The 13394-nt window shown below is 44.5% G+C and carries 12 protein-coding genes; 9 read left to right on the top strand and 3 right to left on the bottom strand.

Annotated elements, in window-relative coordinates; translation table 11 throughout:
* Window position 1: 1 nt before the first annotated feature.
* Window positions 2-1429, top strand: coding sequence for a 6-phospho-beta-glucosidase (locus ACQ76X_RS05665; protein ID WP_438492192.1), 1428 nt, complete (start codon window positions 2-4; stop codon window positions 1427-1429).
* A gap of 87 nt (window positions 1430-1516) precedes the next feature.
* Here the strand turns inward: ACQ76X_RS05665 and ACQ76X_RS05660 are convergent, their stop codons facing one another.
* On the bottom strand, window positions 1517-1780 hold the full coding sequence (locus ACQ76X_RS05660) for a hypothetical protein (protein ID WP_438492191.1): 264 nt from the start codon (window positions 1778-1780) through the stop codon (window positions 1517-1519).
* An 811-nt stretch (window positions 1781-2591) separates the two neighbouring features.
* Between ACQ76X_RS05660 and ACQ76X_RS05655 the strand changes: the two genes are divergently transcribed.
* The 5 genes from ACQ76X_RS05655 (at window position 2592) to ACQ76X_RS05635 (ending at window position 7044) form a co-directional block, all read left to right on the top strand.
* Complete coding sequence (locus ACQ76X_RS05655; RefSeq protein WP_438492189.1) at window positions 2592-3056, top strand: zinc-binding dehydrogenase; 465 nt, start codon at window positions 2592-2594, stop codon at window positions 3054-3056.
* A gap of 245 nt (window positions 3057-3301) precedes the next feature.
* Window positions 3302-3886, top strand: coding sequence for a TetR/AcrR family transcriptional regulator (locus tag ACQ76X_RS05650; protein WP_438492187.1), 585 nt, complete (start codon window positions 3302-3304; stop codon window positions 3884-3886).
* A 141-nt stretch (window positions 3887-4027) separates the two neighbouring features.
* Window positions 4028-4918 (top strand): NAD(P)-dependent oxidoreductase, encoded by an 891-nt coding sequence (locus tag ACQ76X_RS05645; protein ID WP_438492473.1) that lies wholly within the window; start codon window positions 4028-4030, stop codon window positions 4916-4918.
* Between the two features lie 67 nt (window positions 4919-4985).
* On the top strand, window positions 4986-6038 hold the full coding sequence (locus ACQ76X_RS05640; protein ID WP_438492186.1) for an LLM class flavin-dependent oxidoreductase: 1053 nt from the start codon (window positions 4986-4988) through the stop codon (window positions 6036-6038).
* A 52-nt stretch (window positions 6039-6090) separates the two neighbouring features.
* Entirely contained in the window at window positions 6091-7044 is a 954-nt protein-coding gene (locus ACQ76X_RS05635; protein ID WP_438492184.1) for an alpha/beta hydrolase, read from the top strand.
* 838 nt (window positions 7045-7882) lie between these two features.
* On the opposite strand, the gene ACQ76X_RS05630 is transcribed toward ACQ76X_RS05635, so the two are convergent.
* Window positions 7883-8962 (bottom strand): substrate-binding domain-containing protein, encoded by a 1080-nt coding sequence (locus ACQ76X_RS05630; protein WP_438492182.1) that lies wholly within the window; start codon window positions 8960-8962, stop codon window positions 7883-7885.
* Between the two features lie 307 nt (window positions 8963-9269).
* The gene (locus ACQ76X_RS05625; protein ID WP_438492180.1) at window positions 9270-10211 is read right to left on the bottom strand and encodes an MTP-1 family protein; all 942 of its coding nucleotides are present in this window, start codon (window positions 10209-10211) and stop codon (window positions 9270-9272) included.
* A gap of 155 nt (window positions 10212-10366) precedes the next feature.
* Between ACQ76X_RS05625 and ACQ76X_RS05620 the strand changes: the two genes are divergently transcribed.
* The 3 genes from ACQ76X_RS05620 (at window position 10367) to ACQ76X_RS05610 (ending at window position 13314) form a co-directional block, all read left to right on the top strand.
* Window positions 10367-11215 carry an AraC family transcriptional regulator gene (locus tag ACQ76X_RS05620; RefSeq protein ID WP_438492179.1) on the top strand — a complete coding sequence of 283 codons (849 nt, stop codon included), beginning with the start codon at window positions 10367-10369 and terminating at the stop codon, window positions 11213-11215.
* A gap of 276 nt (window positions 11216-11491) precedes the next feature.
* Window positions 11492-12406 (top strand): ABC transporter permease, encoded by a 915-nt coding sequence (locus ACQ76X_RS05615; RefSeq protein WP_076109950.1) that lies wholly within the window; start codon window positions 11492-11494, stop codon window positions 12404-12406.
* Between the two features lie 11 nt (window positions 12407-12417).
* On the top strand, window positions 12418-13314 hold the full coding sequence (locus ACQ76X_RS05610) for a carbohydrate ABC transporter permease (protein WP_076109949.1): 897 nt from the start codon (window positions 12418-12420) through the stop codon (window positions 13312-13314).
* Window positions 13315-13394: the final 80 nt, after the last annotated feature.

The raw sequence follows: 13394 nt of genomic DNA, 5'->3' as shown, positions 1-13394 counted from the left end.
AATGGGGTTAGGTCCTAACTTTCTGTGGGGCGGCGCAACCGCGGCAAATCAAAGTGAAGGCGGATATAATTTAGGAAACCGAGGTTTAGCAACTGTTGATTTATTGCCTATGGGCAATGATCGAGCAGGAGTAATGGCCGGGAAAATTAAAATGCTTGAATTTGATGATCAGCACTTTTATCCGGCTCAAGTAGCAATTGATATGTATCATCAGTATATTGATGACATCAAGTTATTCGCTGAAATGGGCTTTAAAACTTATCGCATGTCGATATCATGGACCAGAATTTTCCCCAATGGGGATGAAGAGAAACCGAACGAAGAAGGTTTAACCTTTTATGAGAATATATTTCGGGAATTACGAAAGCACAATATCGAGCCATTGGTAACTTTAGCCCATTTTGATGTTCCAGTTACTCTTATCAAAAAATACGGTTCATGGCGTAATCGTAAAATGGTTGGTTTTTTTGAGAACTATTGTCGTACCGTATTCAATCATTTCAGAGGGCTGGTAAAATATTGGTTGACCTTTAATGAGGTGAATATGATACTGCATGCACCGTTTTTGGGCGCGGGCTTATGCTTTGAACCAGATGAGAATGAAGAACAGGTAAAATATCAAGCCATGCATCATCAATTAATGGCCAGTGCTGTTGCAACTAAAATAGCGCATGAAGTTGATCCCGAGAATAGGATTGGCTGTATGCTGGCAGGAGGAAATAATTATCCTTATTCTTGCCGTCCAGAGGATTATGCTAGAGCAGTCGAAAAGGATCGGGAAAATTATCTGTTCATTGACATTCAAGCCCGGGGCGCCTATCCGAATTATGCACTAAAAAAATTCGAACGAGAAAATATTCATATTGTGATGCAACAAGGAGACCGGGAATTATTAAAACATCATACAGTTGATTTTATTTCGTTCTCCTATTACTCGTCCCGAGTTGTTGCCACCGATCCATCTGTTGCTCATGAAACGGCTGGAAATATATTTAAATCCATTAAAAATCCTTATTTGAAATCTTCCGAATGGGGCTGGCAGATCGACCCCTTAGGGTTGAGGTCAGCGCTGAATATTCTATATGACCGTTATCAGAAGCCATTATTTATTGTGGAAAACGGGCTTGGTGCGGTGGATACACCAGATGAAAACGGCTATGTAGAAGATGATTATCGAATCGAATATCTGCGTGAGCATATTAAGGCGTTTAAAGCGGCAGTCGAAGAAGACGGCGTTGAGCTGATGGGGTATACGACTTGGGGATGTATTGATCTAGTTAGTGCGACCAAGGGCGAAATGAGCAAGCGATATGGATTTATTTACGTTGATCGTGATGATGAAGGTAATGGGACACTGAAACGTAGTAAGAAAAAATCATTTTATTGGTATCAAAAGGTTATCCAAAGCAACGGTGAAGATTTGGAATAAATTGAATTCTAAATCATGTCCTTTTATATTTTAGTATGAAACAATTTCTGAGTGAAGTATTGCAGCTTATTCATGCGACCATCTCCTTTATCCGGGGTGGTTTTTTTCTATATGTGATAAATACTCCAGATTTAAGTACACATGCGCTGCAAGCGCATCCCGGTTGATATCCTCGTTCAAATTTTGCCGGATATATTGTTTGACGCGATCGACGACGGAAGAGTTTTTTTCTAAGCTGTATACACAATCGGCAGCCTTGCCTATCATGAGACCGATCCATTTTTTCATCGCCGTCACAGAGCTTAATGAGTCTTTCTGCAGCTCCGCCCATTGGCACGGATGCTCCATCAAAAAGGGCTGTAACTCCGTGGCATGATGAATCCGGCTGTTATCCAGAATCAGCGCGATTTTCCCACTCGGATACGCAGAGAGAAGATCCTAAAGAAATCAAATAAAGGCTGTATAAAAACCCTCCTGTTTTAGTAAGCTCGAGTATCGAAAAATGGAAACGTGTATGAATATGCGCATAATGGTTTAGAAATCTGTTGGACATGGACTGAAAAAAATTTGGGATTTAGTGTGATTTCCTATTATCAATGTAATGGTATATATGAGGCCGCTTTTGAGAAACTGCGAAAAGCTATAGATTGTACATATTTATTTATCCTCCAGCTTTTCATAGTAATCTGCAATGTAAAGGAGATGATTAGTGGAAACAGGAAGTGTAGGATGAATACCGTCGCCGCCTCATTGAGAAAGATTGCCAGGAATCGACAATCAAGAGGACCTCAAAAGGATTAGCTTATATGTTGCGGATCAGAGTTCAGAGTAATAATACAACAATTCTAAGGAGGAATTTCTATGAAATTTGGCAAAAAATTAATTGCGGCTTATATAGTAGGCACTGTTTTTATTTGTATGCAACACCTTATAAAGCAGTAGCACCGAATGTTCTAATTCATCCGAACCATGAACATGATGCATGAGTCAATGGCAGTAAAAGCAGCAGGTTTTGTGGGGCGTAGATGAAATACATTCTGTTTTATGTCAGTCTGAACTTTAACACCAATAGGATTTTATGCAGATTTCATGGGATGGGACAAATTAACTAAAGATGGATGTTGGGGATACTAACAAAAGATGAAATGGCAGAGAAGGGAAGATGGGAAAACCTTTATTGGAAGGAAAAGTGATGATACAAGAGAAGCTTTGCTGGAGCAGGTTTTACAGCTTACCAAACTATAGTGCAGAAATTCAGGCCTCAAAAAGGAAGACAATTTTGATCCATGGGTGTGCCGGTGGAGTAGGAGGATACGCGATTCAGTTAGCAAAACAATGCGGACTTACTGTATATACGACTTGTCATGGTAGAGACTTGGAATATGTAAAAACTCTTGGTGCAGATAAAGCTATTGATTATATTAATGAAGATGTAAATCAAGTTGTTTTAGAGTATTATGCTCAATCTAACTTGGCTGCTATCGGTAATAAATTTGCGAAACTAATTGCAGACAAATATATTATGCCTCCAGCAATAACTGTAATCTCTATGGAAGACATACCAGAATATTTAGTGAAATTAAAAGAAGGAAAAGTAACTGGAAAAATTGTAGCGAAAATTATGTAAAATACTGGGGAACTCAGATACAGATCTGGGTTCCTTTATTGAACTAACAACTTAACTGGCGCTTTCAAGATTTTTTGTTGACTCACGTAACCCGATCTGCGACCATCCCGACATAAGCCAGTAGGTTTCCGGCGAACTGTTAAGATAATTTTCAGTGTGTTACAAAAATTTGAATTAAGGAGTAAGAACTGCTCGCTTTTTTCTGGACTGATCAGTTCAGATATGTTATATTACCATTACGGGAGGTGTTACTTATCGCCAGGACAAAAGAGTTTAACAAAGATCAAGCGCTGCACCAAGCGATGCTGTTGTTTTGGAAAAAAGGATACGAGGCAGCCAGCATACCGGATTTACTGGAAGTGATGGGCATCAGCCGGTCCAGTCTTTATGATACTTTTTCTGACAAGCATACCTTGTATACGGCTGCCCTGGAGCATTATAAAAAGGGGAGCTTTAATAAACAAGTTATTCTTGAACGGGCATCAACCGTTAGAGATGGAATTCTTCAATTTTTTGAGCATCATATTGCGTCAGCATATGATACCAGCCTGCCGGGCGGGTGTTTTGTAACGAATACAGCTACAACATTAGAGTCGCCAGATGAAAAAATAAATGAGTTGATAAAGACAAGTTTCTTGGAGTTAGAACAAGCTTTTTGTGAGCTTTTGGAAAAGGGTCAACAATCGGGCGAAATTGATAAATCGACTGATATCAAAGCATTGTCTTATTTATTGCTGAACTTACATCAAAGCATAAATATTATGGCAAAAACAGGTCAGGATCCGGAACGCGCAAAAGAGATGATAACTTTTGCAATTGTAGGAGTATAATTTTTTTTGTCGATAACGGAACGATCGTTCCGTTATCGTGTTCATTATATTTATGGAGGTGCTATTTGTGAAAGTATCTGTAGGAGCATAAATTTTTTTTGATCAAATTGGAACAATCGTTCCGTTATTGCGAAATCCATCATAAATATGGAGTTGAGACTATTGAAGGTATCGTTTATCGGGCTTGGGAATATGGGCTTTCCCATGGCACAAAATCTGTTGAAAGCGGGTTATGAATTAATCATCTTTAATCGGACCCCTGAAAAAGTTGAACCATTAATGAAACAGGGAGCACGATATGCCGAAACACCGCTAGAGGCAGCGAAAGAAAGCAATCTTGTAATAACCATGCTTTCTGACGATGCCGCTTTGGAGGAGGTTGTTGAGGGGCCGAATGGTGTTCTGAATGGATTATCGGAAAAAGGAATTCACGTATCTGCCAGTACGATTAGCGTAGATCTGGCTCGGAAGTTATCCGCCGCGCATGCGGAGAGAAAGCAACACTTTGTGTCTGCCACGGTGCTGGGGCGTCCGGATGCCGCTAAAGCAGCTGCATTGCGCATCATTTTGGCAGGTCCGGAACAAGCAAGACAACGGGTACTTCCAGTTTTAACAGCATTGGGTCAAGAGATATTCGAGATTGGGGAGCACGGCGAAGAAGGGAACGTTGTAAAAATAGGTGTTAACTTTTTAATTGCTTCGATGCTGGAGGCTTTGTCGGAAGCGCAGCTAATGGTAGAAAAGCACGGCATCGAGCCAGCCCGATTTATGGATGTCGTGAATGCTCTTTTTCAATCTCCGATATATCAGAACTATGGAGCGATCATGACCGAACAGCGTTTTGAACCAGCCGGTTTTAAAATGAAGCTTGGAATGAAGGATGTTGCATTGGCTATAGAGGCAGCTCAGTCCGTTCAAGCTCCTCTGCCTTTGGGAGAACTGATCCATCATCATTTGCATGAAGGACTGGCCAATGGTTATGGTGAGCTTGATTGGACCGCTTTAATTCGTTGTCTGAAGCATTCTAATTAAAAATAGGGTTGAGCCGATTCTGTTGGGCGAATTGCAGGAGAAAAAACAAAAAAAGGTGAGATGAACCATGGAAATAGGCGTTACTTCGTTCGTAGAAACAAAGCCTGATACTGAGACCGGAATTGTGATGAGTCATGCACAGCGATTACGCGAAGTCGTCGAAGAAATCGTTCTTGCCGATCGGATTGGATTGGATGTTTTCGGTATAGGTGAGCATCATCGGGAAGATTATGCAGCTTCTTCACCAGCAGTGGTGTTGTCTGCTGCTGCCCCCCTAACTAAACGGATTCGATTAACGAGTGCTGTGACGGTCCTTTCATCAGCTGATCCTGTGCGAGTGTTTCAGGATTTTGCCACGCTTGACGGCATCTCCAATGGACGTGCCGAGATTATTGCGGGCCGGGGTTCCTTTGTTGAATCCTTTCCGTTGTTCGGGTATGACTTGCATGACTATGAGGAATTATTTAATGAAAACATTGAACTGCTTCTGAAAATACGGGAATCCGAGAAAGTAACATGGAGAGGAGGCCATCGATCAGCGATACATAATCTGGGTGTGTACCCGCGGCCCATTCAGTCCTCTTTACCCATATGGATTGGCAGCGGGGGTAACCAAGATTCAGCCGTACGTGCAGGCCTTCTGGGTCTGCCAATGGTCCTGGCTATTATTGGTGGAAGCCCGACGAATTTTGCGCCGCTTGTACAACTGTATAAAAAAGCGGCAGCCCACGCCGGGCATGATGTATCGCGGCTTCAGGTGGGTTCACATTCAATCGGATTCGTCGCAGAAGATACAGAACGGGCGGCGGAACTCTTTTTTCCGTCTACCCAATACGGCATGAATAAGCTCGGCAAAGAGCGGGGATGGGGGCATTACGATCGTTCCAGCTATGATGCTGCCCGACGCTTTGATGGTGCGTTGTATGTTGGGGATCCGGAAACAGTCGCCCAAAAAATCATCCATCTGCGCAAGCATGTAGGGATTACACGTTTCATGATGTATGTCCCATTAAGCACGATGCCGCATGAGTTGGTTATGCGGGCTATAGAACTGCTCGGTACAGAGGTTGCTCCACGAGTACGAGAGGAAATTGCCAAATGGGAAGCTGAAATGAAATAAGATTTATCTATGGGGAAAACGTGAACGAACGATTTTATTTGGAGGGATTTTCATGAGTATAGAAACACGTATACTACCAGAATTAAGAGAGGTATATTCACAATTTCCAGGGTTTCAATTGGATGAGAATTTAGAGTGGAGTAGGAGCTTAGTATCGGCTGCGCCCGTGAAGAGATCAGAGCATGTAAACACAACCAGTCGGAAAATTCCGGGGGCTAGAGGCGAGATGCTGGTGAAAATTTATGAGCCTGCCGGGCGAACTGATGACTTGCTTCCAGCCATGCTATGGATTCACGGGGGCGGATACGTGTTGGGACATCCTGATATGGACGATGAGTTGTGCGAACACTTCGTTCAGACAGCTGAATGCGTTGTCGTGTCGGTCAATTATAGGCTTGCTCCCGAGCATCCTTATCCGGCGGCGATTGATGATTGTTATGCAGGCTTGGTATGGATGACGGAGGAGGCGGAATTGCTTGGCATTGATGTGAATCGGGTTGCAATTGCCGGTGCAAGCGGTGGCGGCGGGCTGACAGCAGCACTCGCGCTGATGGCACGTGATAAAGGAGGACCGTCTATTATCTTACAAATGCCGTTGTACCCGATGCTTGACAACCGTAACATCACGCCGTCAAGCCATGAGATTACGGAAGAAGGCGCAATCTGGAACCGAATGGACAACTTGGCAGCTTGGAACATGTATCTGGGCGAGGAGAACGATGTCAGCGGGGAATCTCCCTATGCGGTACCGTCGAGAGAGGAGAGCTTGGCAGGGTTGCCGCCAACCTATACATGTGTAGGTCAACTCGATCTATTCCGAGACGAGACGATCGAGTATGTAACACGACTTGCACAAGCAGGTGTGGATGTCGAATTTCACCTGTATTCCGGTTGCTTTCACCTTTTCGAAATATTCGTTCCAGAAGCGGAAGTGAGTCAGCGCGCCGTTCATGGCTATATGGATGCGATGGCCCGAGCACTTCATCCCAAAAAGGGCCTTTGTTGATGGAGGATCAATAAGTTGTAGTTATTATCAGTGAGAACAACAGAATTGGATCGGGGTATTTGATATGCACCCGATAGAATAATAATCGTTCCCATGTTGATGTCTATCTACCCGCATTATTCATCGCACACACGATAACAGTGAGCAGCTATGAAATAGAAGATATTGATCGTACATGAAGGTATTTGAGAACAATAAAGGAATACTCATTGCATCAGCACCGTTTCTAACGGGAAACGTTAGTTAAATGAAACAGCGACAGTCTAGGACTTTATTTTTCGGTCCTTTGCTATCGCTGTTTCAATTTCTAGGGTCAGTCTAAAACCGGAACCGGATTTCCCATACCTGTGAGAAATGGGAGACGTAGACCGGAGCAGCCGACATCCATTTACAGGACTCTGCAAACATCTTCTCAGATTCTTCACTTTGTCCGTTGGCTCGAAGACTCTGCATAAAAGTCGGCAGATGCTAGCCTCACATTCCCCAAGAGTACCCTATCCAAAATTATCGGAAATACAGTAAGGAGTACCAACGGGATCGCTTTTATGTCTGCAGGTTTACGGTTGTTTGTCTCATTGTAAAAACCTCCCCTTAGGTTTGCTACGAACATATTGTCAATGGTAGGGAGCGGGCTGGTTCTCTCATTTTTCTCTCCAAAGGCTGAATTTGCGCTTTCTTTTGCTTTTGCCGGAAACCATATAGGCCGGTCCCCTTTTTAAGGGGGCCGGCCTATTGTGAGCTTGGCAGCGCATCGTGCTAACGGGTGAAGGTCCCAGGCGGCAGATCCAAAGCTTGCGTTCAAACATAATCAGGATAGAATGGACCGGGGAATCAAGCATTAACCCTGAAATCGCTTAGTTGTCTCACGTATGACCAAGCTTGTAGGCAACATGACTTTCTTATTGCCGTAAGATGAGCCTTCGGTAATTTCGAACAGCAGCTTGGCACTCTCATAGCCAAGGACGTCAAAATATTGCTTCACTGTGCTCAAGGCGACCTTGGCGAACTTGGAGCTCTCGAAATCGTCAAAGCCGATCAGGGATACTTGTTCAGGGATGCGGATATCAAGTGCGGTCAGCCGTTCTATTACCTCAAGGGCCCGCTTATCGTTCGCGCAGAAAAGTGCGGTCAGCTCCCCGCTTTGAATCAGGTGTGCAAGCACAGCGTGATCCATTTCCTTATCCAGGAACAAGAGAGACTCGGAGATTGGAATGGATGCATTCAACATGGCATTGCGATAACCGTTATATCTGTCAATCTCCGGACTCAGATGATAGTCGTAAGCTGCAAATCCGATTCGTCGATGACCTTGCTGTATCAAGTATTCTACTGCTTCATAAGCACCGTCGTGGTTATTACAAGTGACGACGTTGACTGGATAGCCGGAAGGCGAACGATCAAGCATAACGAATGGGATCACTTTTTTTCGAATTTCCCCGAGATAGCCCTTTGCAGCTTCGGGATCAGAGGAATAGATGAGTAATCCTCTTAGTTCCGTTTGTATCAGCCCCAGAACGAGCTCACGTTCCTGCTCGAAGTCATTTTCCACGAATTCAATGATCAGCTTGCAGCCATGTTTGCCCAGAAAGGACTGGATGCCCCTCATGATCTGCATGTACGAACTATCGTACAGTTCGACGCCGGAAATGACGAAAGCCACCAGATTCGAGGTCTTTTCCGGGACGGCCGTTTGACTGGCGACGAAGCTCCCCTTACCCCTGATACGGTAGATCACGCCCTCGTTCACCAGCTCTGACAGTGCTTTGCGCACAGTGATAGTGCTGACATCCAGCAGCTTGGAAAATTCCGACTCGCTAGGAATCCGGTCTTCCTCTGTAAATTCCTGACTCTCAATCTGGGATAAGACATAGTCTTTAACCATCTGGTACTTTGTCAGAGTCAAATCCTTCTTGCTCAAGTAAGTTCACCTCATATCGACATTTCCTCAATTATAGCGTATATCGTTTTAAAAAGTATACGTACTTGGAGTGTGTTTTAAATGGATTTTTATCAAATAAGCAGGATATTCTCGGAAATTAAGTAATAATGGGGCTTAATAACATAAAATATTAGAATTTTGTGCAGGTCTGTATTACTATGGGGTCAAATAAAGTATGCTATTTCATTAACTTAACATAATAGCTTTACTGCAGTCCGCTACGCCGTCAACGGACAACAAAAAGAGCCGCTGGCAAATCCAGCAGCTCGACGCTTGAGTATTTCATTTAGATAGTAACAATGGCGCCTTCCTTCTCGAACGGGTAGTCGATGACAATACGACCAACTTCGCAATCGCCGATGCCGCTGTACAGATTGACCTTGCCATCGGGACGCATTTCGATGCCGGCGGTGAATGTGCAGTCCGTCAGATGCGGTTTCTTGGCGGGACCTTCTGGATAACAAGGACGTGTGCCGATGATTTTCAACTCTGAGAATTGATTCGTCTGCGGGTCCAATACGAAGGCCATGTTCATATAGGTCGATATATCTCCTTGAGCATAACAGATATGGCCAATGACGCCGATCTTCCCGCTCTCAAGCAAGTAGGCCTGATTGCAGCCCCCCCACTCATCCTCATGGAACAGGCCTCGGATATTAGGGGCGTTCTCGATAACCTCCGGAGACAGGTCGTCGAGGCTGTTGATGACTGTGAATCCAACTAAAGATTCACTTCCGAATTCCTTGCGTACTCCTTCTCCGCGTGGTCGTGAGAAGACGCCGATCCTGCCATCCTGAAGCTCTACGAGCCGAATGTCTTTCATATAATCCGGACCGGTCGTGAAGTAGAAGAGATCATGAATATCACGGCCTTTGTAGAAGTAACCGTAGAAAGTATCAAGCTGTCCCTGCTTGTAACGGACATGCGTACCGCCCAATACGAGCTGCTTACCGATCATGCTAATATAAGGGTCTTCAAGCTGATAAATCATTGTGTCCGGCACGGCTGTCCACTCATCCGGACCGCTCTGCTCGAACAGGCGAACCCAAGACCTTGCCCACTCATGGCGTTTTTCCAGGCGTCCATAAATGTAGCGCTTGCCGTTCCATTCAAACGGGATCGTAGGATTGTAGACATCGAAGTCTTCGACTCCGTGGAAAACAAGCTTGGCGCTTTCATAAATGCGTTTGTTTGCTTCAAATTGCTGACGCAGTTGCAATAAGTTCATTTGTGGCAATCTCCTTTCAGGCTTCAATAACAATTCTATCCTAATGGATAGCTATGGCCCAATTCTTGCTCCAATTTTGAATACATTATGGTGGTTTGACATTGCAAGACTTGTCTTTATCAATGTACATATACGAACAAGGAGGAATAACGCCAATGTTGAAGCTTCTCGCGGCGGACGGCATTGATTCTGAAATTCAGGCCCATTACCGGCTGATCGCTTCGGTGCGCGATACGATCGGCATGCATAGTCATGACTTTTTTGAATTGTTTCTTATTCTGAAGGGAAGCGTTGTGCATGTCATTAACAGCAACCGTCAGTTGTTGCAGGAAAATACTCTCGTGTTCATACGGGACCGGGATGTGCATTGCTATGAGCAGACGACAGATAGCGATTGCCAGTTCATCAATTTGTCGTTCAACCGTGAGGTCCTGGATGACCTGATTGCTTTCTTGGGAGAGGGATTCCCGAGTGGAAGGCTTCTTGAGCCGGCCATGCCGCCGTCGACTTTGCTGTCCAAAACGGAGAAAGAATATGTGCGCTATCGGCTGGAGCAGCTCAGTCTGATCCCGCAGGAGAAGAAACTGGTTATCAAAGCAGAGGTAAGAGCCATCTTGACCGACCTGTTCTCCCGCTACATCAAGGCCGAAGCGGAGCCGTTCGAACCGGCAGGACAGCCGGAATGGTTAAAGGCTCTATGCAGAGAGGTGAAAAAGAAAGAACAATTTACGCGGGGAGCGGCCGCGCTTGTCCAACTGTCAGGCAAATCGCATGCCTACGTATGCAGAATGTTCAGAGAGCATCTTGGGATGTCTCCGACCCAGTATATCAATGAATTGAGGATTTCCTACGCCGAGAATTTGCTGCTGAACACGGATATGGAAATCGTGGATATCAGTTTGGAGATCGGACTTGAGAATGTTAGCTACTTCTATGACTTGTTTAAGCGGAGACACAACCTGACGCCCCATCGATACCGCCAATTCGGGAATATTCATAAATAGTATACGAAATAAATCTAATTTGTGTTTGAATTTTATATATTGACGCAGTAAATGGTATGTGCTATTTTTTACCTAGCATAATAACTTTCGGCATCATGATGGACTAATCTGTATAACACGGAAAGCAGAAGCAACTCGGTTTCGACGACGTTGGGATCCAATCTGGAGGTGAAAATGAATGCGCTTTCAAGCAGCTGAATCGCGGAGTTCACGCGCCTGTGAGCCTAGTGCCAGCCGTATCAGACTACAACATGTTGACAGTCAGGAGGTGTTTCTGTGAAGACGAGTAATAACAGGTTCATAGCCAGAATTATCAGGCATCGCTATCTCTACCTTATGGTGCTTCCCGGCTTCCTGACGCTGTTGGTTTTTCACTATTTTCCGATGTACGGAATTTTAATCGCTTTCAAGGATTTTAATGCTTCCAAGGGGATATGGGGAAGCGAGTGGGTGGGATTCAAGTATTTTATTTCTTTTTTTAATGATCCCATGGCGTTTAGGGTTTTGAAGAATACATTGCTTCTCGGTTTGTATACTTTATTCTGGTCATTTCCGGCGCCGATTATATTGGCACTGCTGTTCAATGAACTGAGGAACAAAAGATTTAAGAAAATTGTTCAGACGGTATCTTACTTCCCGCACTTCATTTCGGTCGTCATTGTTGCGGGAATGCTTAAAGAATTTACGGCAAGAGACGGCTTGTTTAACAATATTGTCGCCTTTTTCGGCGGCGAACCGGTTATGTTTCTTCTGGAGTCGGATTTTTTCCGGTCCATCTTCATCTCTTCCGGTATATGGCAAGGCGTCGGGTTCGGCACGATCATCTACCTTGCCGCATTAAGCGGAATAGATCCAACGCTTTATGATGTGGCTGAAGTAGACGGCGCAGGGCGATGGAAGAAGGTTGTGCACATTACATGGCCTTCGCTCAAGCCGACCACAATCATATTGCTGATTTTCGCCGTAGGGGGAGTTCTTGGAAATGATTTTCAGAAGATCATTCTGCTCTATTCACCTGAGACTTACGAAGTAGCGGATGTCATTGGGTCCTATGTTTATCGTCAAGGTATACTGGGTGCGCAATACGAGTACACAACAGCAATCGGAATGTTCATGTCGCTTATTTCCTTTATTATTCTTTACTTGACCAATTGGATTAGCCGGAAAGTATCAGAGACAAGTTTGTTCTAGGTGGTGAGAGGTTGAAAAGGGTTAGCTTAGGTTCCAGAGCTTTCGATGCTATAAATGTTGTGATCATGCTGTTAATCCTGGTTGTTGTGCTGTATCCGATTCTGCACATTGTCGCGACATCGCTAAGCGGTGCAAGTTACATCTCTTCCGGGAGCGTAACGATTTGGCCTAAGGGATTTAATCTGGAAGCGTACACGACGGTATTTCATGATCCATACATTTTTAAAGGGTATCTGAACTCGATTATTTATGCGACAGGCTCAACGGGCATCATGCTGCTTTTTACGGCAATGATGGCGTATCCGCTCACGATCCCTGGATTTGCGGGTAAGAAATTTTTAACCTTCTTCCTTATGATAACGATGTTTTTCGGTGGCGGATTAATTCCGACCTATCTGCTTATGCGCAGTCTGAACCTGTTAGACACGGTATGGGTCATGATTCTCCCGGGCGCAATCAGCGCTTATAATGTATTTTTATTTCGTACCTTTTTTCTTAATATTCCTTCTGAGCTGAAGGACTCCGCTTATATCGACGGGGCGAATGATTTAGTGGTCCTATTCAAAATCATACTGCCGTTGTCGAAAGCGCTTTTTGCAACCTTTGCTCTGTTCGGTCTGGTTGGAAGCTGGAACAGCTGGTTCGAAGCTTTGATTTACTTGCGGGATCAGGATAAGTACCCTTTGCAGATGGTGTTAAGAAACTATCTGTTCACTTTGGATACGACTGCGATTCAAGGCAGGGTAGGAGGCGGTGCTGTTGCTGTCAATGCCCCGGGAGAAACGCTTGATCCGAAGGCGGTACGAATGAGCGTCATTATTATTACCATGTTTCCGATTATGTGCATCTATCCCTTCTTTCAGAAGCATTTCACCAAGGGATTATTTGTAGGTTCCGTCAAAGGCTGAGCTGCGGATGTGCCGGTATAAAGTGGGGAGTGCCCGGACGGTTCATTGTTAATGATGAGATTTAAAAAAACGGTTTATCG

This window comes from Paenibacillus sp. IHBB 3054 (assembly GCF_051594305.1).
Taxonomy (GTDB): domain Bacteria; phylum Bacillota; class Bacilli; order Paenibacillales; family Paenibacillaceae; genus Paenibacillus_AQ.
The sequence above is the reverse complement of the archived record's forward strand: the minus strand, read 5'-3'. Positions and strand labels throughout refer to the sequence as shown.

Bases quoted from the DNA above. Each gene is read 5' to 3' on its own strand.
- ACQ76X_RS05655 (WP_438492189.1), top strand. From the start codon at position 2,592: ATGGGAAAACCTTTATTGGAAGGAAAAGTGATGATACAAGAGAAGCTT.
- ACQ76X_RS05625 (WP_438492180.1), bottom strand. From the start codon at position 10,211: ATGAACTTATTGCAACTGCGTCAGCAATTTGAAGCAAACAAACGCATT.
- ACQ76X_RS05640 (WP_438492186.1), top strand. From the start codon at position 4,986: ATGGAAATAGGCGTTACTTCGTTCGTAGAAACAAAGCCTGATACTGAG.
- ACQ76X_RS05620 (WP_438492179.1), top strand. From the start codon at position 10,367: ATGTTGAAGCTTCTCGCGGCGGACGGCATTGATTCTGAAATTCAGGCC.
- ACQ76X_RS05665 (WP_438492192.1), top strand. From the start codon at position 2: ATGGGGTTAGGTCCTAACTTTCTGTGGGGCGGCGCAACCGCGGCAAAT.
- ACQ76X_RS05635 (WP_438492184.1), top strand. From the start codon at position 6,091: ATGAGTATAGAAACACGTATACTACCAGAATTAAGAGAGGTATATTCA.